20 protein-coding genes and 1 tRNA gene are annotated in these 22,894 nt (G+C 36.0%); 13 read left to right on the top strand and 8 right to left on the bottom strand.

Annotation, left to right across the window (positions count from 1 at the left end):
• Positions 1–244: 244 nt before the first annotated feature.
• The 3 genes from EDD70_RS02355 to EDD70_RS02345 all read left to right on the top strand — a co-directional run bounded on the left by EDD70_RS02355 (position 245) and on the right by EDD70_RS02345 (position 7,279).
• Positions 245–1,696: an AAA family ATPase gene (locus EDD70_RS02355; protein WP_162840849.1), complete on the top strand. Its 1,452-nt coding sequence runs from the start codon at positions 245–247 to the stop codon at positions 1,694–1,696.
• Positions 1,680–2,279, top strand: a complete 600-nt coding sequence (locus EDD70_RS02350; protein ID WP_092753395.1) for a retron system putative HNH endonuclease — start codon at positions 1,680–1,682, stop codon at positions 2,277–2,279. Before EDD70_RS02355 ends, EDD70_RS02350 begins: the two co-directional genes overlap by 17 nt.
• A gap of 239 nt (positions 2,280–2,518) precedes the next feature.
• Positions 2,519–7,279, top strand: a complete 4,761-nt coding sequence (locus tag EDD70_RS02345) for an SMEK domain-containing protein (protein ID WP_092753397.1) — start codon at positions 2,519–2,521, stop codon at positions 7,277–7,279.
• 693 nt (positions 7,280–7,972) lie between these two features.
• Here EDD70_RS02345 and EDD70_RS14865 read toward each other — a convergent pair.
• From EDD70_RS14865 to EDD70_RS02325, 5 genes are all read right to left on the bottom strand, one after another.
• On the bottom strand, positions 7,973–8,113 hold the full coding sequence (locus EDD70_RS14865) for a DUF960 domain-containing protein (protein WP_162840850.1): 141 nt from the start codon (positions 8,111–8,113) through the stop codon (positions 7,973–7,975).
• Between the two features lie 331 nt (positions 8,114–8,444).
• Positions 8,445–12,035: a fibronectin type III domain-containing protein gene (locus EDD70_RS02340; protein ID WP_092753399.1), complete on the bottom strand. Its 3,591-nt coding sequence runs from the start codon at positions 12,033–12,035 to the stop codon at positions 8,445–8,447.
• Between the two features lie 166 nt (positions 12,036–12,201).
• A complete protein-coding gene (locus EDD70_RS02335) occupies positions 12,202–12,420 on the bottom strand; it encodes a hypothetical protein (protein WP_242943102.1) in 219 nt (72 codons plus the stop codon).
• 11 nt (positions 12,421–12,431) lie between these two features.
• Positions 12,432–12,656 carry a hypothetical protein gene (locus EDD70_RS02330; protein ID WP_092753403.1) on the bottom strand — a complete coding sequence of 75 codons (225 nt, stop codon included), beginning with the start codon at positions 12,654–12,656 and terminating at the stop codon, positions 12,432–12,434.
• Between the two features lie 165 nt (positions 12,657–12,821).
• The gene (locus EDD70_RS02325) at positions 12,822–13,532 is read right to left on the bottom strand and encodes a LytR/AlgR family response regulator transcription factor (RefSeq protein WP_092753405.1); all 711 of its coding nucleotides are present in this window, start codon (positions 13,530–13,532) and stop codon (positions 12,822–12,824) included.
• Positions 13,533–13,974: 442 nt separating this feature from the next.
• Here EDD70_RS02325 and EDD70_RS02320 point away from each other — a divergent pair, with 442 nt between their 5' ends.
• The 6 genes from EDD70_RS02320 (at position 13,975) to EDD70_RS02295 (ending at position 17,777) form a co-directional block, all read left to right on the top strand.
• Positions 13,975–14,982 carry a sensor histidine kinase gene (locus EDD70_RS02320; protein WP_162840851.1) on the top strand — a complete coding sequence of 336 codons (1,008 nt, stop codon included), beginning with the start codon at positions 13,975–13,977 and terminating at the stop codon, positions 14,980–14,982.
• Positions 14,983–15,366: 384 nt separating this feature from the next.
• Positions 15,367–15,714: a hypothetical protein gene (locus tag EDD70_RS02315; RefSeq protein WP_092753409.1), complete on the top strand. Its 348-nt coding sequence runs from the start codon at positions 15,367–15,369 to the stop codon at positions 15,712–15,714.
• A gap of 109 nt (positions 15,715–15,823) precedes the next feature.
• Positions 15,824–16,276, top strand: coding sequence for a hypothetical protein (locus EDD70_RS02310; protein WP_092753411.1), 453 nt, complete (start codon positions 15,824–15,826; stop codon positions 16,274–16,276).
• A 135-nt stretch (positions 16,277–16,411) separates the two neighbouring features.
• On the top strand, positions 16,412–17,173 hold the full coding sequence (locus EDD70_RS02305; RefSeq protein ID WP_092753413.1) for an MBL fold metallo-hydrolase: 762 nt from the start codon (positions 16,412–16,414) through the stop codon (positions 17,171–17,173).
• Positions 17,174–17,206: 33 nt separating this feature from the next.
• Positions 17,207–17,401: an NUDIX domain-containing protein gene (locus tag EDD70_RS02300; protein WP_092753415.1), complete on the top strand. Its 195-nt coding sequence runs from the start codon at positions 17,207–17,209 to the stop codon at positions 17,399–17,401.
• Between the two features lie 115 nt (positions 17,402–17,516).
• The gene (locus EDD70_RS02295) at positions 17,517–17,777 is read left to right on the top strand and encodes a hypothetical protein (protein WP_092753417.1); all 261 of its coding nucleotides are present in this window, start codon (positions 17,517–17,519) and stop codon (positions 17,775–17,777) included.
• Positions 17,778–17,800: 23 nt separating this feature from the next.
• Here the strand turns inward: EDD70_RS02295 and EDD70_RS02290 are convergent, their stop codons facing one another.
• Positions 17,801–18,742 carry an ATP-dependent DNA ligase gene (locus EDD70_RS02290; RefSeq protein WP_092753419.1) on the bottom strand — a complete coding sequence of 314 codons (942 nt, stop codon included), beginning with the start codon at positions 18,740–18,742 and terminating at the stop codon, positions 17,801–17,803.
• The gene (gene ku, locus EDD70_RS02285; RefSeq protein ID WP_092753421.1) at positions 18,742–19,548 is read right to left on the bottom strand and encodes a non-homologous end joining protein Ku; all 807 of its coding nucleotides are present in this window, start codon (positions 19,546–19,548) and stop codon (positions 18,742–18,744) included. The genes EDD70_RS02290 and ku overlap by 1 nt, the downstream gene beginning before the upstream one ends.
• Before the next feature lie 247 nt (positions 19,549–19,795).
• Between ku and EDD70_RS02280 the strand changes: the two genes are divergently transcribed.
• The 4 genes from EDD70_RS02280 (at position 19,796) to EDD70_RS02265 (ending at position 21,635) form a co-directional block, all read left to right on the top strand.
• A complete protein-coding gene (locus EDD70_RS02280; RefSeq protein WP_092753423.1) occupies positions 19,796–20,374 on the top strand; it encodes a hypothetical protein in 579 nt (192 codons plus the stop codon).
• 38 nt (positions 20,375–20,412) lie between these two features.
• On the top strand, positions 20,413–20,610 hold the full coding sequence (locus EDD70_RS02275) for a helix-turn-helix transcriptional regulator (RefSeq protein ID WP_162840852.1): 198 nt from the start codon (positions 20,413–20,415) through the stop codon (positions 20,608–20,610).
• Complete coding sequence (locus EDD70_RS02270) at positions 20,603–21,061, top strand: hypothetical protein (protein ID WP_092753427.1); 459 nt, start codon at positions 20,603–20,605, stop codon at positions 21,059–21,061. The genes EDD70_RS02275 and EDD70_RS02270 overlap by 8 nt, the downstream gene beginning before the upstream one ends.
• A gap of 133 nt (positions 21,062–21,194) precedes the next feature.
• Complete coding sequence (locus EDD70_RS02265; protein WP_092753428.1) at positions 21,195–21,635, top strand: hypothetical protein; 441 nt, start codon at positions 21,195–21,197, stop codon at positions 21,633–21,635.
• A gap of 1,170 nt (positions 21,636–22,805) precedes the next feature.
• Here the strand turns inward: EDD70_RS02265 and EDD70_RS02260 are convergent.
• Positions 22,806–22,881 (bottom strand) — tRNA-Gln (locus EDD70_RS02260).
• Between the last annotated feature and the right edge of the window lie 13 nt (positions 22,882–22,894).

The following is a 22,894-nucleotide window of genomic DNA, read 5'->3' as shown; positions in this document are numbered from 1 at the left end:
AGCCCTTTGCCGTATCAAAACATGTAGAAATTCGCTGTATTATTTTGTAACATTAGTTATAGATTCCTATTTGTGGTGATGGTATGATAATATTGTATGTTATAAGCTAGAAACTTTAAGCAATTATTTCGTAAAACAATGTTAGTACCATATTGTGTAATTTGCCTAACGATAGGTGATTAGCAATAACACGAAATTTATAAATGCAGTTTTAAATTAACTAATGACAGGAAAGGAAATATTTATGAGTCAATTCATTCTATTAGAACAACTTATTATTAAACATAAGGATAAAGTGCTGTGTGATATACAATTCACATCTGATACATTTGAACATAGTGGAATTCCTATAACAACATCTATTATTGGAACTAATGGCGTAGGTAAAAGCTTTGTATTGATGGAAATTTCAGAAATTTTCAATGCACTAGGCTCATCGAGAAATGTATTAAGCTTAAAATATGATTATTATCAACTTTCATATAATTACGATAATCATTTTTGTAAAATTAAAATTGCTAACAAAAAAGTACATTTTGTAATAAATGAACAAGAAGTGTCTTACGATAAAATGATTTTTCCAACTAAAGTCTTAGGTGTGTCGTATATCCTTAATGATAAATTCAAATTCAAATTATCCGATGATGAAATTTATCAATATTGTGGAGTGCGGCAAACTTCAAACGCGTCCTGGACGAGTTCTATTTCCAATAAAGTCGCCGACTATATGATGGAGATTTTTGCAACGATGCCGGTAGAAACCATTTCTAATATAACAAATTTTTTAGAAATTGACAATATGCTTTCCTTTTTGATTACGCCTAAATCAAAGACTTTCTTCAAAAGAAAAAAGAATATTACGGAGTTGCAGAATCGTGCAGCAAAATATAAAAATGATTATCGTATAGATAAAATTAAAAAGTTAGATTTTGATAGTTTTCAAAATATTATCGATTTTTTAGAAGAAATTAAATCAAACCATTTATTTGACGAGGATAAAGATGGACGCACAACCTTTGAATTTACTTTTTCGGGCAAAAGCGATAGTCTTACTAAGAGTAAACTTAATTCCTATTATCGCGCGATCAAAAATCTAAATACATTAGGATATATAAAGAACATTTCACTTTGTTTTTACAAAAATAAAGACATTTTTCCATTTGAATTTGCAAGTTCAGGAGAAAAACATTTTATATTTGAGATGGTAAGTATTTTAGCCAATATAAAATCCCATTCTATAATTTTAATTGATGAACCCGAAATAAGCATGCATCCAAATTGGCAATTAAAGTATATAAGTGGTTTAAAAAATATTTTCAAAAACTTTTCAAGTTGTCACTTTATTATTTCAACACATTCACATTTTATTGTTTCCAATCTAGACAGCAGTTCATCTTCGCTTGTAGCCATGGAATATGATTCAGCGACAAAGACACGAGAGGCAACTCTAATTCCATATAGTACGTACGCATGGTCAGCAGAAAACATTTTGTATAATATTTTTAAAGTGCGCACTACAAGAAATTGGTTCTTCGAGCAGGATGTTGCTAAATTAATTTTTTATATAGATTCAAAAGAGCCTGATAAAGAATCCATTAATCAGCTTATTGCCAAACTTGATGCCTATAAACTGTCAGATAATGACCCTTTGATTGAATTGATTAGCGAGGCAAAAAAATATGTTGAATTACTTTGATAACCTTACCCATAATGTGGATTTAACAACATATAATGAATTTATTGAATCCTTAAAGCCACATGCAGGAAGCACTTGGGACAACAAAACTGAAAAAATGAAAACTCTAAAAAGATATATAAGTAGTATGCTTGAGCGTTTTCAAAAACGTAGATGTGCATATTGCGGGTTAGAATACACAGCAACAGGATATACAAATATTGAACATATTGCTCCTAAAAATAAATATCCACAGTTTATGTTTGAATCAAAAAACCTAGTTGCTGCGTGTCCTAGATGCAATGGATTTGAGAAAAAAGGCACTCTAGATACCGTAGAGTTTTTATCTGCAATTTACGATGAATGCACCTTTATAATTGTACATCCATACTTCGACAATCCAGAGGATCACTTTGAATTTATCAATGGAGAAAGTGGAATTATTATCCGTCACAAAACCACTAAAGGCGCTAAAAGCATAGAAATATTTAAATTAGATGACACATGGATGTTAGAGCAAAGAGCGAAACTTTTCATTTCGCTGAAGACAAAAAAACCCGAACGAAAAAGACAAATAGATTCCATTTTGGCTGCTATGCATTAATTTCGCAATGTGTTTACTTAAGGGGTAAGCCCAGAAGGCACTCTTCTAGGCTTAATATTGATAATTTGGATTAGTACCATATTGTGTAATTTGCCTAACGATAGGTAATTAGCAATACTACGAAGTTGGCACTCAGTTTTGATTATGTCTATAATATCTTATAAAAAAGTTAAACAGGTTAAAATAATAGGAAACATAGTGATCAAAGTAAAAAATTAAGGTGATATGGAGGGACAAGCGTGAAAGATTCGGATAAGCGAATTCAATTTATAGCAGATTACATTTCTGCTTATGAGCAAAAGATTAAGTTACTAAATAATAACGGACTCTTTGATTCTGCTAAATTGTTTGAATTATTTGCAATTGAAGTAGGTTCTTTATACTTTGGTCAAAAGTTTAGTAATTTAAATATTGTTAAACCCAATTATCCTTATGTTGATTTAATTTCTGCTGATAAGAAAACCTACATACAAGTAAGTACCGAGAAAGGCATCCCTAAAAAGATAAAAAAAACACTTGAAAACATTAGAGACTCAAAGTTAAATGAATTTGAATCACTGACGAATGTAAAATTCATGGTGCTTAACAATGAAAGTATAGACAAGGTAAAAGACTATGTAGGAAAAGACAAAATAGGGCAAATTTCATTTACTAGAGTAAATGACTTGGTTACTACAAGGGATATTCTTCAAAAGTCAGAAAGTGATATAGATTTTCAAATAGCTTTATATAATCTACTTAAAAAAGAATCAGAGAGCATTAAAGATAATGAATATAAATTTAAAGAAGCCATTGAAAATAGCAAAAGCGTTGGATTAGGTAATATAGATTGTAAAATAAATAATGAATACGAAGTAGATAGAAGTAAACTGATTTCCAAAATAAAAGAAGAAAACCATAAAAACATTTCTATACAAGGCGGACCCGGTAGCGGCAAGTCAGTTCTTTGTAAGAAGATTGTTGAAGAAGAAACAAACCTTATTTATGCAAAGGCAGAACTGTTTCTTCAGGAAACTGACATAAACAATATTTGGGGGTTTAATGTTAGGAAAACGCTTGAATACCTAAATGGTAAGGTTGTATTTTTTATCGATTCTCTTGAATTTATTGCAGATAACCGTACAAAACTGGACTTATTATGTGTTCTCTATGAATGTACAAAGGATTATCCCGCAACAAAAATAATTACTTCTTGCCGTACAAGCGATAAAAATGCTTTCATTAAAATTGAAAGTAATTACTCAGTTCATTCATATGAAATACCTGAATTAATGATAGAAGAGCAATTAGATATTGCTAAAAAATACTCCATTATTAAAAAAATGTTCAATATGAATTCGTATGTTGAACTTTTAAAATCACCATTTTATATAAACTTGATAGTTTCAAAAATTACTGATATTGATAATATTTGTGATGAAAATCAACTAAGAGAATATATTTGGCAACATATAATTTGTTTAAACGACAGCAAGTATAAGAAAGTTGTTGAATCAATAGTTTTTACTAGGGCTAAAGATTTTTCGCTTGGAGCTACTAGCACAGACTATGACAAAAGAAAAATCAACAAACTAATTTCAGAAGGTGTGTTAGTCAAGAATGGTTCTACAGTGAGATTAAAATATGACATTTTCGAAGATATTTGCTTTGAACAGCATTTTGATAACGAGTTTAATAAATGTAAAGGCAATTATAATATATTCTTTAATGAAATAGAAATATTAGGAAGATGTATTTATCGGCGTTATCAAATTTGGATTTCAAATAAATTATTAGAGAAAGACAATCGTGAGAAATTTCTATTTGAATTGGTCTTTTCAGATAAGATGCCACCAATGTGGAGAAAACAAACTGAAATTGGTTTAGTGAAATCAAGATATTGCGAGCAGTTTTTTAGTGAGTACGGGCAAGCAATGATTGATAATAAAATCCTTAATAACTTTATTAAAACGACAAATTTATATGCATTTGAAATCATGAGTGACTATTCAAAATTACTTTCATATATTCGGTTGCGTCCAAGCGGGAAAGGAAGACAAAGCCAAATTCACTTAATTGTTGAAAATAATCTCTACAAGAAAGATGGACTTTCACAATTAGACTTAGAAAAACTTTGCACAGATTATTCTAAAATAAGGAATAAGGAAAAGAGGACAGCAGAAGAAGCTTGTATTATTTTAGAATATTTTATTGATAAATATCTAATCGAATTTGAAACAAAGCGCTACTATAAATTAGATGATATATTAAATCGTCTACTTGTGCCTATCTATCAGATGGCGGAGTATTCCCAAGAATGGATAAAAGGATTTTGGGGTAGGCTAAACTCTTACTATAAAGGTGATAATCGAGACAAAGAGCGACTGTCAGAAGATATTATCGAGAATACTCTCAAAGTCAATCACATGAAACTAGCAGAACAGTTACCGACGGAATTATGCAATCTTGCAGAAATGTTTTGGACATTTTCTCCTAGAGAAAAACATAATAAAGACCACTTTGACATTTATGATAGATACGATATGTCTTATCAGTATGGTTTGAGTGAGAATGCTGAACATTATGAACATGGATCAACTCGAAATACAGCAATAAGTAGCAATTTCTTTTATGCTTTATTTAAAAATAATTTTTGGATAGGCTTAAATTGGACAATTGAATTTGTTAATAAAGTAGTATTAAGTTTTGCAAAAAAAAATGAAGGTGGATTACCTACTAATGAAATTAAATTTATTGAACAGAATATAAAAAAGTCTTACCTAGGTTTACCAGAAATGTGGTTAGTAACTACGCAAGAGCATAGAGCACCTACCATAATAAGTGACTTAATATATTGCTTAAAAGAAGAATTACGTAACGTAATAGAAAACGATAAAGTTGTAAATAAAGAAACTGCTATATTTGCTGAGAATGTTAAAAAACTCATTTACGAAAAAACAAACAATATAGCATTGCTAACAATTATTGCAGATATAGGAATGGAATTCCGCCATAAACTTCCTGGATATGCATTAGACTTAGCAACAAATATTGATATCATCCTTATCGACTTAGAAAAGCTTTACCTATTAAAAAGGAATCCTTTTTCAAAAATGCTTGAAAAACAAATATTTATGACAGTGGGGATGCCGTTTCAATTTCCAGATAGGTACAACAATAACGATGTTAAGCAATATGATTTGATAACTTATATTAGGGATTCTCAAATTTATTATGGTGATGAAATTAGAATAAGATGTCACACAATTCTAGACTATCTCTATTCGATTGTACCAAACAATAAAGAGAACGCAATTAAATATTTACAAATTCAGAAGATGGATTTGCGAATTGCAAAAGCTGTGAAAGTTGATGATACTACCATAGCATTGATTCCAACTATCACTGGTGAAGCGGAAAAAGTCATTATTGAAAATGAAAAGCAACGACAGCCTGATAATGCAATGGCATCCTTAATTACAAGTTGCAATGATAAACTCAGCAAAGATGAATTTGGCTTAATAGATTGCCTGATAGCAGTAGAAAAGGTGTTAGAGACAAAAAATGATTGTGTTGTTCCGGGCGTTTATGATAAGTTTCTTGTTGATTTATTTACTATTGCACTTAACAATAAAGATCTTGATGCCGACACAAGGTCAAGATTTTGTCAAATGTGGATTGACGGAATAAAAAGTTATTTTTCAAACGGTAGCTTTATTTTTGAATATAGTCTCAGTATAAAACTTTTTGAACAAATAGAAACTGATGTTTGTACTGAAATAAAAAATCAGATAAAGCAATTGATAGTAGATTTGATATTATTTAAGGGAAACCATGGAGTAGTTGCTGAAATAGCACGTTATGCTAAAAGATATTTATCGAACAATGAGCGACTTGCCAGAGCTGTATTTAATACTATTGTTAAGCTTGCTGAAGATAAATTGAACCGTCAAAAATTTAATGCTGAATATATGAAGCAGCATAGACAAAACGAAAAAATTGAATTTGCCTCAAGCGCTCAGCCCAAACTCTTGGGTGCTAATAATAATGATGAAATGGGGTATCAGAGCAAGAAAGATGAAATAATCAGAGAGTATTTGTTTAATAACACCGGTCTTAATTTATCAAACTTTGATATGAACAATTATGACATAGCAACATTATGTTATGCCATTAATTGTGGTTTATCTCTTGATGATACAGCTTTTGCTGTGATTGTTAAAAAATTTGTTACAGATTTGATTAATCTATGGAAATCAAAAGAGAATACATATCATTCACATGATATACTTGGTGTCCACCCTCTTTATGAAGTTATGAAATTCTTTCAAAGAGAACTTATAAAAAATGAGAGTGAGACATCAATTGTCTTGAACATTCTCTTTACAGATGTTGATTTCTCAAAATTCACTCATGAAACTATTGAGTTCTATCTTGATGTATTTGGGTCACTACTCTCAGAGTATTTTGACTCACATAGCAATAAAATCAGAAGGGCAAACTGCGTAAAAATTATCCGTTCATTAGAAGAAAAGATTGTAGAAATAAAACAAGAAAATGTTAGGATTGAATTGTACAAATCACTGATGCTGTCTATTACAAATTATGGTGGTGCCGGAGACTGGAGTAAATGCCCGTCCGGATATTCTTATCAAGATAAGCAATTTTTAAATGCTTTATTCAGCAAATATGGCAGGTTCCATTTAAAAGAGATGTTAGATACAATTTATAAACTTCACTTAGATAAATTACTGCCGGAAATACTTTTATCAGTGAGAGATGTATTCAGATACACTCTGAGAACAGAAACAGGTGAGTTGAGAAAAGAGGAGTTCGCAGAAATAGTAAGAGATAGAAAAACAATTATTCTAACAATAATAACAAAAGCTTTTTTGGACTTCGGCGACGAAATAAAACAAGATGATGATTTAACAAAGGCATTTGAAGAAATCCTGGAGATGCTAGTAGAAATAAGCTACGAAGAAGCGGCAACTATCTTAGATGAATTCAGAGTTCACTAAATTATTAGTTGGCACGAATCCCGCTTTATTAGTAAGATTATGAGCATTAGCTGTAGTGATATGAGTTGCGCATTATGTTTATAATTGCCCCACCTGCGGCACTATCAGTATTTCTCAACCTTTGAAATATATTTAAAGGAAGGTAATCTGGGGCAAAATAAAAAAATACATCGACAGCTATGTTGAGCGTGTCGATATGTATAGGGATAAAGTAAATGTTTAACCATCTCTTCTGTTACTGTAATCTGCTGATTGCTTGTATCTATTTTCTTTAAATCTATATTTATTGCCGCAATCTTCCTTTCAACATTTTTTAGCTTCTCGGTAAACACATCATCAGAACCCGTCTTTGTAATTGCTTCAATAATATTTGCCTTGTTGTCTTCAAGTTCTTTCAGTCTACTTTGGTATTTAACAATGTTTGAATCTGCCTTACTCTGTGATTTTTTACATACTCATTTAATTGGTTAACCTTGGAATTATATTATCATTGAATAGATAGCTTTTCAGCTGTTCAATGACATATCAATACAGACTTCATTTGAGGTTGAGGGGGTAAGCATTATAATACAGGCTGATGGCTTATTGTTATCCCACATCTACCGCAAAAGGAATCTATGTGTCTTATCATCATTGTACATGGCTTCTGTCATGATATTGTTTTTTTCATTAATCACTGTAATCTGCTCCTTTTTAATATTCTTCTGCAAACAGCATGGTGGCATGGGTGTCATGATCTATACAAAATATTTTACGGTTACTAATAGGGTTGCTGACCTTAACAGTAACCGTATTTGCAATGTCATTTGTAATGTATTTGGGATTATTAGACATGGTTACATGTCCTTTTCAATTAGTTCTATTTGCTTAGGGGTTAATACTGATTGTGGGATTATAACGTCACAGCAAACATTATTGTTCTTAACCCATGTTGCAAAGTAGATAGCAGTATTATATATATTATTAACGCTAAACGTATTAAGAATATAGTTCTTAGACAACTATAGTATTAACGACAAAAAGTACATACCCCCGCTAATGCAGAAAAATTCCCACGAGAATGACACAAAGGCCATACTCATGGGAATTTCTTATTTTATTTTAAATGAAACTGATGAAAATGCTTATATATTTTCCCCTAAAACGGTTGCCCTTCGTGATATATTTACTGCTCGTTTTTCTTTTTTCTAAGGAATGCCAGAAAGCCTGTGATAGCTGCCAGCATTGCAACAATCCATGCAAACATAAACACACTGTTGCGGCTTGCAGCTGCGTTTTCGGGTGTTCCTGCAAAAGCATCCTTTTCAAAGCCACTGGTAGGTGGTGTAATGGTAATGGGAGCGTTAGGAGCCTTCTGGCTTTCTACAGTGGCAGGTGCTTCAAGATCCCACACATTTCCATCCCCGCCTGTTTCAGGGTTAATTCCCGAAACAATCTGCGTTTTAGCATCCTTGTTGAGCTTTTCCAACAGCGAAAGCGGATAGTAAATGCGTCCTGCTTCGGGCTTTAAAGCCTGACCTGCCGGAATTGTAATGGTATTTCCACCGTCCCAGCTAATCACCAGCGTTACACCCTTATCTTGCAAAGCTTTCATAACATCTACATCTAATTTATCATCTGTGTGCGCATTCACATTTATAGTGTCGCCATTTGCAGCCTTCTTAATCGCATCTTCTACAGACTGCCAGAAATCATCCTCAGAAGATTGAGAACTATTCGATGACCCATCGGAAGGTCCGGGTTTTGAAGATTTAGTGTATGTTATAGCATAAGTAGAAAATTTATCAGTTTGGAAAGTAATAGTATTGGGATCATTATCTTCATCAGAAAGCATAGTGACAATATCATTATGCACACGGGCTACTTGATAATTACTATGCCCTACATCTGAGTTAGGTATATCTATAACGATACGGATAAGGGATTCTGCAAGAGGAATTGCTTTTTTAGCTGCTGCATTGTTTCCAAGTATTTCTTTAAATAGTGAGATATCTAATACTTGCCCTAAGGTTTGTGTTGTTAAGGCACTTCGAATTTTAGTTGCATCCACAATATTTGCTGAGCCATCTGATAACTCCAGAGTATATTTTATGATATTACCTAAGCCTATGATATTCATATCTTGTGGACTAAATACATTGGATATATCTGAGTTTATTTGAATTGGTAATGCGGTAGTTACATCTGTTAACTTACCTGTAAGAGTTAGTGTAACATCACCAGGGGTTACAGTATCGTGAGTTAATGTAACTTGTACTTTATTGCTAGCGTTTTCATCGTTAGCATAAAGTGTGTATATACCTGCTGGAATTGGATCAAATATTACATGTCCTAGCTTATCTGTCGGTGCCGATACATAAATCTGTTGTGAACCGACACGTTTTGCATATACAAGTACTCCTTGCATTGGTTGGTTACCGCTCGTATTAGGTTGTACAACGGTTGCACTTATTCTAGCAAACATAGCTGTGCGAACGTTATGAACTGTAGAATATATCTTGGTTCCACCGTTTAGACTAGCATATGCTTTAATGTTGTATGTTGTATCTGAACTTAAGCCTTCAATTAATGTCTCGCTATTAGATATTGAATTAGCTGTGACTTTAATCCATTCACTTGCAGAGGCTGTTTTATATTCATAGCCTACTTCACGAACAGTCGCTAAGTCAAAGTTGTTTAATTTTAATTTGGCACTAATTGTACTTGAAGTTAATGTATTTCCCGGCAGTAAATCAACTGTAGGTACAGTACTTACCGGATCCCCGTCTGTTTTAGGGTATATCACGGTTTTAGTAACTCTTAAAGTATCCAAACTGAAAAATAAATTATCTGCACTGTCATTAACCTTTATAGTATTCCCGATAGGCATGCCTGAAGTGCGACTAAATACGTATTCAGCTGAATATAAAGTATTTGGCGCAAATGTATTGTTTATAAGTTTAGGAATCCAATTTGTTGCAACTGCAAAGCCCGGGGTTATACAAATTGCATCTTGTGCAATAGCATTTTTTACAGGTGCAGGGGGTTCCTTAAAAGTAATGGCGTCTGTAGGTGTGCTTGCAGCATTTACAACTAATTTAAGAGTTATGGGTTCTGCTATACAATTATCAGCTTGTGTGTTTGCTTTAATTGTATACACACCTGCTGAAAGATTTGGTAGAATATTCATAGAATATCCCACGGTTTCTTTCGGTGTCAGAGTCCCCGGAGTTGTATCCAATGTGTTTGCAAATCCTAGCACACTCGAGTCTGTTTTTATTTTATAATTAGTCACAGTACTGTCAGTTGGATTATTCACTCGAAGAGTTCCAAATAGAGTATCCGTATAGCCTTCAGTTACTGTTTTAGTAAATGTTATTCCTGCAACCGGATCTGTAGTTGTAACGATATCGGTGTCTGTCATAGATACTGCTAATTTAGATTTTGTTTGTTTTGTGATATTAACTATAAGTTTTGTTATGTCGTATGTAAATGGCATGCCCTCTAATGTTCCAGTTAGTCGAATTGCTTTTAAGAGCTGATTTGGTGGGATTCCGGATTTAAGCTTTATTTGTATTTGATTGGTTTCATATCCATTTAATAGCTGATCAGCATTTGAAATTAATTCGTAATAGTCTTTATAGGAGCCCAGTAGCATAATTTTGAAATCTGTAATTGGTCTAGACTCACTATTGGTTATTGTATAAGTTAATAAGTCTAAATCCGCATAACCCTCCACAAGATTAAAGGTAATTGTGTCCCCTTCGGGGTTTCCCCTTATTGGTTTATCCGAAAAGGGTATAGTATATTTCTTAGAAGATGTAGTTGCTGTCTGTTTGTCTGGACTAATATCAACAAGTGCACTTTTTACAAACTCATGAGGCGGAATTGCTTGAAAGGTGGCAGTAGAATAATAAGTTACACCGCCTAAAAAAGTATCAGCTACCTCTGGACTCCAACTTGTACTTACAGTATATGGAGAACCCTGAGGTATATTGTATTTTCCCGGTTTGTTACCTGCAACGGGTGTTGGTGGCGGGGTAAAATTAATATTATATATTGGTATTTGCTGGATAACATTAAGACCGGCTTGTAGAACAAAACTTCTTCTATCCGCACTAAGCCTACTTGGTTCTATACCCGGCCCACCGTTAATAGAGGTGAGTGTGTTGAATATATACCCTGACTTTGCTACTACAGTTAATTTACCAGTGTAACCTGAATTCATAACATACGAATGTCCGTATTTATCCCATTCAACTGAAGCTAAGTATTCTGCACCTTCTCCTACGTATGGTCCGGGAAACTGGTCGCCCAGATCAACTGTCATAAAAGACATGTCAATAGTTAAGTGAGTGACTACTGTAGGGTTTGAAACGTTTAATGTTGTATCTACTCTAAAACTTTTCATATCGCTAGTGAAATCAGCTAATGGTACTGTAGCTCCCTTGAATGTAGTATCTGCTGTAAAAACATAACCTTCTTTTGCACGTATATAAATAGTGCCAGTATATGACATTTCCTTAATTACAGTATCACTTCCCTTATTCCAAGATACAGATATATCATATCTGCTGTCCTGTGGTTTTGGATATGGAAATTCTTCACCTTTGTATCCATGTAAGAAAGCTGTATCTGGCGAAACATCTGCTATTGCAGTATCTAATACAGGCGTTGGATTCCCATTCGCTGTCACATTGGCTTCGGCGAAAACCGTAGTTGGCAACATAGTAAAAATTGTGAGAAGTGCTAGAAAAATAGAAAGGACTTTTTTCATTTAATATATCTCCTTTTAAATTTTATTACAGCTTATCGATGCTTTAACGTAAAAAAGACTGTTGTTGGTGATAGTTGCCACAGCCAGACAGGAACACCTCTAATCGCTAATAAGAAGTTGGATTGGTTTGCTTGGGGTTGCCCATCGGGCTTAAATCTATACTTTATCATTTTTTCTTTTGACCCTTTAGCCCCGGAGTAATGTGGTAGGACGGGCAGTGGCAGATGCTTTTTTCAAGCACAATTTGTGTGGTTTTACGAAAATCCGCGTATTTGCAATACCAACATTCACGCATTTCAAACGTACCGCCCGCACCCGCCTCCCAATTGGGACAGCTATACTCACCTGTCACAATTGGGTATCCGTCTTCGGTAATTCCGATCATACCGCCTATCTTCATAGGATTTCACAATTCCTTCCGTACATGTTTTCCGCCCTGTCCATATAAGTACGTATTGGTTGGTCATCTACAATACCAGAGTGCTTTTCCAACGTCAGCTTTTCAATATAAATTTGAAGTGCAGAGGTCAGCACCTGCTCCATTGATATCGACAGATGATCCGCTATGATTTGATACGCATCTTCTAATTCATTTGGCAGCACTACCCTATATCCGCTCACGCGCAACTCTCCTCTTTGAAAGATATGCCAAAAGACTACCCTTTCATCCAAATTTATACTATATTCTACATATTATTTTGTTTAGTGCCTGCCTATGTAAAAAATCAGGCGGCAAATGTTAAAAAGCCCCGAGCGTTTTTTCACTCGGGGCTTTTTGCATGCTTCTCAAAGGTGGTTTGCCATGTGTGAGGCAAAACGGCTTTTTGCTTCGGTAACCTTCACGCTGACCGGGATGCTGTTACCGCCTTTCATTACCATGGTGCTCCCGGATACCGAATACACATGATCCAAATTGACCATATAGCTTTTGTGGCATCGGTAAAATCTCTTATCATCCAGCTGCTGCTCCAACTCATCCAGCCGGATATAAAAGCAGAGTGGCTCCTTTTGATGAGTATGGACTAAGGCAACCCTAGCATTACTCTCCACATATAGGATGTCAGAGTAGCTTATGCGGTACACACCCTGCTTGTTGGTCAGTGAAATGCACCTATCCTCTCGGGAGGACAACTGTTCCAGTGCCTGAGCCAGCGCCTCGCCGACACTTCTCTCATCCAAGGGTTTAAGCAGATATTGTAAAGCGTGTACTCCATATCCGTGTACCGCATGATCACGGGAGTTGGTAGCAAAGATTATGGCACAGTTTTTATCAAACTCTCGTATCTCCCGGGCAATCTCAATACCGTTGGAAACCCCCATATATACGTCCAAAAAGTAGATGTTTGCACTGTACCCTAATCTTATATCATCAAGCAGTTCCTCTCCGCTAGCGTATTCGCTGATATAAAAAGAATTTTCCAACGTCATGCCATACAGTATATCTATCATGTGTTTGCGCTGCTTCTGCTCGTCGTCGCATACGGCAATGGTAACCATGGTTCAATTCTCCCTTTTGCAATAAAGTATGTTCTCTGTGTATTGCGCTGTCCGCTGTTAAGATATATAATTAAAATATCATAAAATTTACAAATTAGAAAGTGGGGAGATGAAAATATCTTGGCTTTATATTGTACCAACAATTACCTTAATTGCGCAATTAGTTGTCCACTATCAGACACTGGAAGTACGACGTCCCAGACGCATCCAGATTATATGCTGGCTTGCTGCATTTGCCGGGGTAAACAGTGGTGTCTGCCTGCTCATCTATATGACAGTTCACAACTTTCTGTATTACTATTCTTTGACTATATTATATATTGTCTGCTTCATTTATATATTTTCCGGCTCTGTGGCTAAAAAACTTTTCGTATACTTTACTACCTGGCAGATTGCCACATTCATCTCCACGCTGTGTGGGTATGTGGCAGGGAAGTTCCCGTTGGAGTTTGATGCGTGGCTGCTTGTGCGGTATGTGCTCTATATTTCTTCCTATCTAATTATATTGCCACTGTACATCACCAAGGCTCGGGACTTTGTGCGCAAGCAGCTGGCAATGATGGACCGCTGCAACCATATCTTTGCTCTGTATCCGGTGCTGGTATTTGTGGTTTTCTCAGTGCTTTTCAACCCAATCAGTTCAGAATTGGTCGTCAAGGAAGTCATATATATGCTGCTCTTTGAAACCATGATCATTTTCACTTATTACTTGCTGTTCAGCCAGATTGGAGCGGTGTATAACCGCACCATGGTAGAGAGTCGGTTGGAATCTACAGAGCAGATGCTTATGCTGCAGAAACGGTATTATGCTCAATTGGAGAGCAATATAACCCAGCAGCGATGCATAATGCATGATACCCGACACCACCTTGTGGCAATAGCCTGCCTGGGCAAAAACGGAGAGCACGATGAATTGCAACGGTATGTTGACGATCTGATCGAAAAGTGCGACGCGGCAGTTTCCCGTAGATTCTGCCAAAATTCTGCCGCCAACGCTATACTGTCCGGCTACATCGAGCGGGCAGAGCAGCACAACATATCCGTATCAGTAGATATAGAATTGCCCGAAAATATAGGCATCAACCGGTACGATTTGTGTACTGTTCTGGGTAACTGCATAGAAAATGCTATTGAAGCCTGCCAGCGAATATCACAGGACAGTCCATTATATAATAAGCGGTATATTGACATACGTGTCAGACGTGATGGTGACAGGTTGATTATCCGAATAGAAAATTTATGCGACACCACCATAAGTAAACATAACAGCCTTAAGTCAAGCAAGGGAAACCTTGGTGGTATAGGCTTGCAAAACGTCCGTAGCGTAGTGGAAAACCACCGAGGCAGCATGAGCACAGAGTTTGGAGACAGCTGTTTCACCTTGTGTGTCATCATGTGCGACAACGAAGATGCGGTGAAACCATCTGCAAAAACACCTGTTCTAATTTAGCTGGAAAGGTTAAGTAAACTGGGGAAAATATTAAAAATTGAATAGATAGCTTTTTAGCTGTTTAATAACATAACGCTCCAAATCGTTTCTTTTTATTTCTTACTATAGAAGTTATTTTAGATTGCGATAACTCTGGGCATAATTGTAAATTAGAATTATTCTGAACAAAAAAGTTAGTTTCCCATTATGAATAGCAAATTATCCGAGGCCAGGAATAAAAAAGGCAGCTTGTGATGCATTCACAACTGCCTGACGTTGGATAATTTTATAGCACGAAACCGCGGTCGTAGTTGCAGCGACTATGGGGAAAGTATCTTTTCACTTTCGCAAACTTAATTTTACTTAAAGCTTGAAAAATGCCACCGCCAAAGGCGTTTTAGTGCTATGTTTAAACAGAGTTCTACTAACGAAAATTTATATAATGGTAGGTATTTTAAAATGGGGTTATTTACAGGGGGAATTGCGTTTATAATAGCAATTATTAACTTAATATTAGTCTTTACTGGCAAGCATAAACATTGCAACATTCTTGCTTTTTTAAGCTTATCCAGTGGTTTACTTGCAATGTTAAGTGAGTATGTTTTGATAAACGGATGGGTACAAGCCGGCGATATTTCAGCTTTAATGGATGTTGTCCCTACTATGAACAATATTCTTATAACCGCAGTATGTATTGGAGTTGTTTTTAACGCTATCGCAGTGTTTGTAAATTACAAAAAGTTAAAGAAGTAAGCGGTTTTTAGAGTCCTGACTATAGAGGTTATGAGCATTAGCTGTAGAAGATTGAACTTCGTCTAATGTTTATATGGACATGTATACATTTTTGAAAGGTAGTAGAATAATGAGCAAATTTATAGAACTGTTTGGAAATTCTGCTTTTACAGCATTGATAGGGGCACTGTTTGGTGGAACTATATCAGTTATAGGTCAATTAATAACATCTAGATGTAGCAACAATCATGTGGAAAAGATGTATAATTTAAAACGTATGAACCACAAAAAAGAATTAAACTTTAAATACAAAAAGCAATCATACATAATGTTTTTAAAATGGGCAAATCAAATGACAAGTATACTTCAAAAAAGAAAACTTGCCGCTATTACTGGCAAATTAATCTCTGATGATACAGATATATGTGTTGAAGATATTTTTGCAGAGCTGCAATTATATGCATCAGATAGGATATATAGTTTATGTTGGGATTTTTTCAATTCTTCGTTTGAAAATAAAAGTGCAACAAACGATATTTTAATAAAAATAAGTAAAGAAATGAAACTCGACTTAGAAATTTAAGTAAATGAAAAAAAAGAATACCTAAGAATGCTATATTACGTCATTACTAACTTCTAATTATGTTTGTTTAAGATGAACAGCAGATACAGGAAACGCAATAGTGCAGACTATTTATAGCACGAAAGAAGAGTTGAAATGAAACCATGGTTTACAATAGATCGAATTGATGCAAGCACACATATTATCAGCGAGTACCGTCACTGGGAGGAAACACATTGTTATCTGCTTGAAGGCAATGATCGTGCCCTTCTTATAGACACTGGAATTGGTATCTATGATATTTCAGAAGAAGTGAAAGCTTTAACGGATAAACCAGTGATAGCAGTTGCCACGCATGTTCACTGGGATCACATCGGCGGTCATAAATACTATCCTGATTTTTACGCCCATGAGGCAGAACTCAATTGGCTATCCGGTGAATTTCCTTTAAGCATGGATACAATACATGGAATGGTGCTTGACCGCTGTGATTCACCGGACGGGTACGATGTAAATACCTATGAATTTTTTCAAGGAATACCCTCACGAGTACTGCATGACAGCGATATAATTGACCTTGGTGGCAGATCCATTACCGTACTACATACGCCAGGTCATTCACCGGGACATATGTGTTTTTGGGAAGCCGCAAGAGGTTATCTGTTCACTGGCGATCTGGTTTATAAAGATACGCTGTTTGCCTATTATCCATCCACAGACCCGCAGGCATATTTAAAATCCCTTGAAAAAATTGCGAAGCTGCCCGCAAATCAAGTGTTTCCATCACACCATTCCTTGGAGATTCATCCCGAAATACTCATTCGCATGCGAGATGCATTTAGTCGGCTTAACAATGAAGGAAAGCTTCATCACGGTAGCGGCACATTTAATTATGGTGATTGGGCTGTTTGGCTGTAATGAACATAATTTATATTAGGCGGTAGAAATCTAGTGGAATTTAAAACTTATCCCTTTAACACACTCGGAAATTATTTTTCTGCAGATATTATGCCAACTTATAATGGAAAATGGATATTTTGTATGCATAAAGATAGAATTACATGGGAACATCCAAGTGGTCATATTGAATCTGGTGAAACACTATTAGAAGCTGCAAAAAGAGAACTTTATTGCCAGATGAATTGACGTATCCGATTTTACGTGATTATTTTTCAATCGCCATAAGAAAACAGCAATAATTAGGCATTAGCTGTAGCAGATTCAGTCTAATGTTTAATAAAATTCCAGAAAGGATTTTCAAATGTCACATAAATTATTTGATATACGTAATTTAGAATACTATAAAAGCTACAACATTTTTACAGGCAGTAAAGATAACTTCAGGTACAAAATCACTCCAAAAGATGATTTGTTTTTTGTAGAAGTTTGGTATGGAAAGCTATGTTATGAAAAAAGTGAGATAGCACAACAAGCTGAATTTGTGTTTGACCAAGAAGGCTTTGATAAAGTCGCAGCATGGTTAGAAGAACAGTATCAGCAAAAACCAATTTATATCGTATAAACAACACAAGCCACAGCATTACGCTATGGCTTGCTTTTTTCTATACACTCTTTCGGTTCTTTATCATCCCTAAAGCCTTTAAAAACAGATTGGTTAAGTGCACCATTGTCCCGCGGCATCCATTGCACAACACAAACCTGCTTTGGCTCTAACCACACCGCATTATCGTTACCGGATGGAACTTCCAACGATGGGCTGGAAAGCCTTTGCAACTGAGAAAGAATATCTATGTGGCGAGAAGTAACTCCGGATGTTACATGCCCCTTATAAACAAGTACGCCTTCCCGATACTGTGCGATTACTAAACTTATCTTGCCTGCACCTTTAAGGATGTAACCGCAAACGACGAAGTCATCATCCAGTAGCCATTTAATTTTAATCCAGTCTTTTGTACGCTTATCAAAGTAGTATTTACTATCTTTGCGTTTTGCGACGATACCCTCTAATTTTTGTTGCTCAGCAAGTTCATACAGAGCTATGCCTTTTTCCTCAATATATCTTGAGATAGCAAACCTGTCATTTTCAGCCTTTACTACTTTCTGCAAAAGCTTTTTTCGCTCCATCAAAGGTAAATCCGTTACCTGTCTATCTTTGTAGTACAAGATGTCATAAGCTATAAAACTGGCAGCATTTTTTTCTGCTGCCAGTTTTATTTTAAAAGCGTTGCTCATTAGTGAGCGCCGCTGAATCTCTGCAAAACTGGGACGACCATTAACCATTACTATCTGTTCGCCATCTAAGATACAACGGCACTTAACTTGCTTGTGTATTTCAGACAGCTCAGGCACTTTGCTTAGCATTTTTACATTTCGCTTATTTCGCAGCTCTGTACTATCTTTATCCAAATAGGCTATGCAACGCTCACCGTCCAACTTTAACTCGTATATATAATCAGGGCTGTCAAAGGCATCCTGATTTTCACCGATCAACATTGGTTTAATGTTTTTTTCTTCAAATATATCCATTATGCCCCTTTGGGCTTTCTGCCGCGTTTAGGCTTGTCTTTTTCTGCAGGCTTATTCTTCTCTATGCTGGCTTTTAAAGCATCCATAAGGTCGATTACGTTGCTCTGAGGCTCATTTGCAGGGGCAACCACTTCTTTGCCTGCAATTTTGGTTTCAACCAGCTCACGCAATTTTATCTGATACTCATCTTTATAATTTTCAGGAGTAAAAGGAGTATCCATGGATGTAATCAAAGTTTTTGCCATCGAAAGTTCTTGTTCAGATACTTCGGGTCTGTTGTAAGTTTTAGGCAGTTCTTTGATATCATCCTCGTAAAGCATCGTTTGGATGAGCATACCGTCTTCACGCGGAATGATAGCCAACAACGTTTCTTTACTCCCCATCACTGTCTTTCCAATGGCAATTTTCTGCTCAGCCATTAACGCAGCACGCAACAATTCAAATGCCTTATCTCCTCCAGCCTCAGGGACCGCCTGATATGTTTTATCATAATACACGGGACTGATCTGATTCAAATTTGCAAAGTGCAGTATCTGTATGGATTTGTCCTTTTCTGATTTTATTTTCTCTAAATCATCTTCAGTAATGATAACATATTTGTCCTTATCATACTCATAGCCCTTTACAATGTCCTTTGTTGCTATTTCCTGCCCACAGTGACCACATACTTTTTTATACCGCACTCTTTGATTATCTGCTGTATGCAGCTGGTTAAAATGTATGTCGTTGTCTTGTGTAGCCGTATATAGACTGATTGGAATACTTACAAGGCTAAATGCGATTGTAGTTTTATGCGCAACCGCCATAATAACACCTCCATATATTATGGATAGTATATCCAACTTTATATGTAATAAACAAGTTCATTACTTCATCAAAAAAGTAAAAAGTGCAAAGTAGATATTTCCGGCTTTTTTGTTGCCTAAAGATTATAATAAATTACAAAAATATACATGTAGGTTTGTGCATTTTTAACCCGGTCTTTGCTTGACTTGCCACATACATATGTGGTATTATATATGCATAAGGTAAACAAGGAAAGGGGTAAACATAATGGATACCATTTATCATGACAGTTTAGGCAGACCGGAAGCTATTGCAGATATCGCTCTATACTATGATTATTTTAATAAGACATCTAGATTTGCACTAACGACATTATCTGACGCCCCTAAACCAAAGTGGGTTGCCAAAGATGATATTAATCAGCAAGCCATAGAGATTGCACAAGAGATGGAGTCCAATGGATGGGATTGTACAATATCAAAAGATGGTTACAATAAACCAGTTATCCGTTGCGTTCATATCGCAACTGAAAAACTGATATACAAAAAAGCGAATGAGCAAAAAGCTAAGTTTGAAAACGCAGAAGCAGGATATATCCGATTTGGAGAAATCCCTAAAAATGGAATATCAAAAAACTACCGTGACAACACCAACGAAAAAGGCTTGTCAGTGTTTGAAGCCGAATTTGTCGGCAACGATTACAGAGTAAAATTAACCCCAGTGCTTGAAGTTACGTACTTAAACGTTATGCAGCGTCAAGCGTACAGAGTGTACGGCGAAAGGGTAGCAACTGGTGCAGATGGGGAACCAATAATCAAGTTAGAAAAAGCAATCGCTATCAAATAATATTAAGCGGAATTACTCAGCAGAAAAGGATGAATCTAATGACTAAAATAGAAGCACGCCGTAAATGTAAAGGCTTATCCCGTGCTGAACTTTCACGCCAATCGGGAGTTCCGATTCGCACGTTGGAAAGTTGGGAAGCCGGTATAAATGTCCCAAGAGACGTTTACCAACTATACAAAGTGTCAAAAGTGCTAAACTGCCATATTGAGAATTTGATTGAGGTTGACGATGATTAGGCTGTGCGCTGTATGTAGCAATCCGTTTGATTGCCCGCCATCCGATAAAACCGTCACGTGCTCAAAAAAGTGCAGCCGTATACATAAATCTCGCACCCATAAAGGCAAGCGCAATAAATGGAGCGAGGCAGCACGACAGCGTTTGTCAAATAAAGGCGTTACAGACAACTTGAAAAAAGGCAGCATTGCAGCGCAAAATAGTCCCAACTCGGGGCGCTTTGAAACAAATGTAAATGCCAAAGAGTGGGTGCTGGTAAACCCTTGTGGTAAAATATACAAAGTGCGCAACCTTAAAAATTGGGCGCGCAACAACTGCCATTTATTCGACAAGGAAACAAGCGAGGAATCCGCAACCCAAATTGCATCGGGGATTAGGGCAGTTAAACAGGTTTTAAACGGAAATCGAAAAGACACATCACCGCAATACATGGGATGGACATTAAAAATGTGACAACCTCCCCATTAACTTAGATTAGAAGCTTATTATGTAAACTGTACAATGTACTGCACACAGCTATTCTACATATTTAAATTACATAAGCTATATAATGTACAGACATAACTGTTTTTAAGCGAGGTGTAACATGATTAAATATTGCTCTGAATGCGGAAAACCCTTTAAAAGCTATGTATATGAAAATAAATTAACTTGCTCGAAAGAGTGCAGTAGCGTGCGAAGATCACGTACACATAAAGGGTGCGGGGTTAATAATCCTAGAATTGGAAAGTTTGAAACAAATATTAATGCAAAAGAATGGATACTCGTGGACCCTCACGAAAAAGTTTATAAAATTAAAAATTTAAAAAACTGGGCGCGTTCCAACTGCCATTTATTTCAAAAGGAGACAAGCGAGAAATCCGCAGCCCAAATTGCATCGGGCTTTATTCAGATTAAAAAAGGATTTGAAGGTAAACGCAAATATATACAACGCACGTATAAGGGGTGGACGCTACAACTAAAAAGCAAGGATAAATTACCCCTGGCTTTTCGCTTTTTTGTAGAACGGTTTAATAAAGTTTTGTAAATATTTTATGTAGCGTGCAGTAGCGTGCGAAGATCACGTACCCATAAAGGGTGTGGAATGAAAAACCCTAGAATGGGGAAGTTTGAAACAAATATTAATGCAAAAGAATGGATACTTATAGAACACACGGCAAAATTTATAAAATTAAAAACCTTAAAAATTGGGCACGCCATAACTGCCATTTATTTAACAAGGAGATAAGTGAGCATTTAGCAACCCAAATAGCCTCAGGATTCAACAGGTTAAAAGAGTGGCTGAGGGTAAATGCAAAAATATGGTACCTGCGTATATGGGATGGACATTAAAATTGGACATACAATAAGTGAGATTGAGCAAATCCTCTGCTGTGTATGGTTGCATGGCGTAGCCCTTGGTAATATCTTGTTGCATTGCACTGAGAAAAGCGACTGCAGCACAATAAATCAATTATATTTTCAGTTGTAAAGAAAATTGGGAAATCCTTGCATCCTTTACCATTATGTGCTATATTATTTTCAGATAACAAAATAACACCCTCACAGCGCACTATCTGCTAGCAACAGATAATGCGCATCCGCCTTAAAGATGTGGTGACATCTTGTAAGACTTATGAGAGTGCATTCATGTCGTGATTTTAACACGGCTTGATATACACTGTCAAGGGCTTTCAAATGCTACCTATCCGTCGGAGGCATTTGAGGGCTCTTGCTTTTTTGTTTTAAGGTGGTCACTCGACCATTTTAAATAAATCCATACCGAATAGTAGTTGTTCACTGTCGAATAAACCTAGTCGGTATGTGTGGGCTACGGTAACGGTTTACCTTTAACCCACTGGCGCACCTTGTTGCAAAGCAGACAGCAACGCAATTGACGTCTGCTAGAGCATAGCATATCCACACGCTCTAACAACTGAATAGCCATACAAGAACATAATACCAAGGCATAAAGGAAAGTGTGCATTCTGCTCGCCCTTTATTTAATCGGCGCATAGCGAAACCTTGTGAATACATTCCAAGATAGCTTAACTGCTGCATTGCTACCTAGCTGAGGGATAGGAAATGTGCTTGTGCAAAATGGAAACTTATATAATCACCGAGTGGAGGATGTTAGCGCATTCTCTACTCGGATTATATACTGTTATAACACAAAAGAGCCTATGAGAAATAGACTTTTTTGTGTTATAATGGTATTTGGTTGGGCTGGCTGGATTCGAACCAGCGGGATGACGGAGTCAAAGTCCGTTGCCTTACCGCTTGGCTACAGCCCAGTATCTGAATACA

Origin of the sequence: Hydrogenoanaerobacterium saccharovorans, assembly GCF_003814745.1 — a bacterium.
Classification (GTDB): Bacteria; Bacillota; Clostridia; order Oscillospirales; family Ruminococcaceae; genus Hydrogenoanaerobacterium; species Hydrogenoanaerobacterium saccharovorans.
The sequence above is the reverse complement of the archived record's forward strand: the minus strand, read 5'-3'. Positions and strand labels throughout refer to the sequence as shown.

What these genes read in the sequence shown, in the direction of transcription:
- EDD70_RS02275 (WP_162840852.1), top strand. Translation starts at nt 20,413, where the DNA reads ATGACTAAAATAGAAGCACGCCGTAAATGTAAAGGCTTATCCCGTGCT.
- EDD70_RS02355 (WP_162840849.1), top strand. Translation starts at nt 245, where the DNA reads ATGAGTCAATTCATTCTATTAGAACAACTTATTATTAAACATAAGGAT.
- EDD70_RS02305 (WP_092753413.1), top strand. Translation starts at nt 16,412, where the DNA reads ATGAAACCATGGTTTACAATAGATCGAATTGATGCAAGCACACATATT.
- EDD70_RS02350 (WP_092753395.1), top strand. Translation starts at nt 1,680, where the DNA reads ATGTTGAATTACTTTGATAACCTTACCCATAATGTGGATTTAACAACA.
- ku (WP_092753421.1), bottom strand. Translation starts at nt 19,548, where the DNA reads ATGGCGGTTGCGCATAAAACTACAATCGCATTTAGCCTTGTAAGTATT.
- EDD70_RS02310 (WP_092753411.1), top strand. Translation starts at nt 15,824, where the DNA reads ATGAGCAAATTTATAGAACTGTTTGGAAATTCTGCTTTTACAGCATTG.
- EDD70_RS02270 (WP_092753427.1), top strand. Translation starts at nt 20,603, where the DNA reads ATGATTAGGCTGTGCGCTGTATGTAGCAATCCGTTTGATTGCCCGCCA.
- EDD70_RS14865 (WP_162840850.1), bottom strand. Translation starts at nt 8,113, where the DNA reads ATGTCTAATAATCCCAAATACATTACAAATGACATTGCAAATACGGTT.
- EDD70_RS02295 (WP_092753417.1), top strand. Translation starts at nt 17,517, where the DNA reads ATGTCACATAAATTATTTGATATACGTAATTTAGAATACTATAAAAGC.
- EDD70_RS02340 (WP_092753399.1), bottom strand. Translation starts at nt 12,035, where the DNA reads ATGAAAAAAGTCCTTTCTATTTTTCTAGCACTTCTCACAATTTTTACT.
- EDD70_RS02325 (WP_092753405.1), bottom strand. Translation starts at nt 13,532, where the DNA reads ATGGTTACCATTGCCGTATGCGACGACGAGCAGAAGCAGCGCAAACAC.
- EDD70_RS02265 (WP_092753428.1), top strand. Translation starts at nt 21,195, where the DNA reads ATGATTAAATATTGCTCTGAATGCGGAAAACCCTTTAAAAGCTATGTA.
- EDD70_RS02315 (WP_092753409.1), top strand. Translation starts at nt 15,367, where the DNA reads ATGTTTAAACAGAGTTCTACTAACGAAAATTTATATAATGGTAGGTAT.
- EDD70_RS02290 (WP_092753419.1), bottom strand. Translation starts at nt 18,742, where the DNA reads ATGGATATATTTGAAGAAAAAAACATTAAACCAATGTTGATCGGTGAA.
- EDD70_RS02335 (WP_242943102.1), bottom strand. Translation starts at nt 12,420, where the DNA reads ATGATCGGAATTACCGAAGACGGATACCCAATTGTGACAGGTGAGTAT.
- EDD70_RS02280 (WP_092753423.1), top strand. Translation starts at nt 19,796, where the DNA reads ATGGATACCATTTATCATGACAGTTTAGGCAGACCGGAAGCTATTGCA.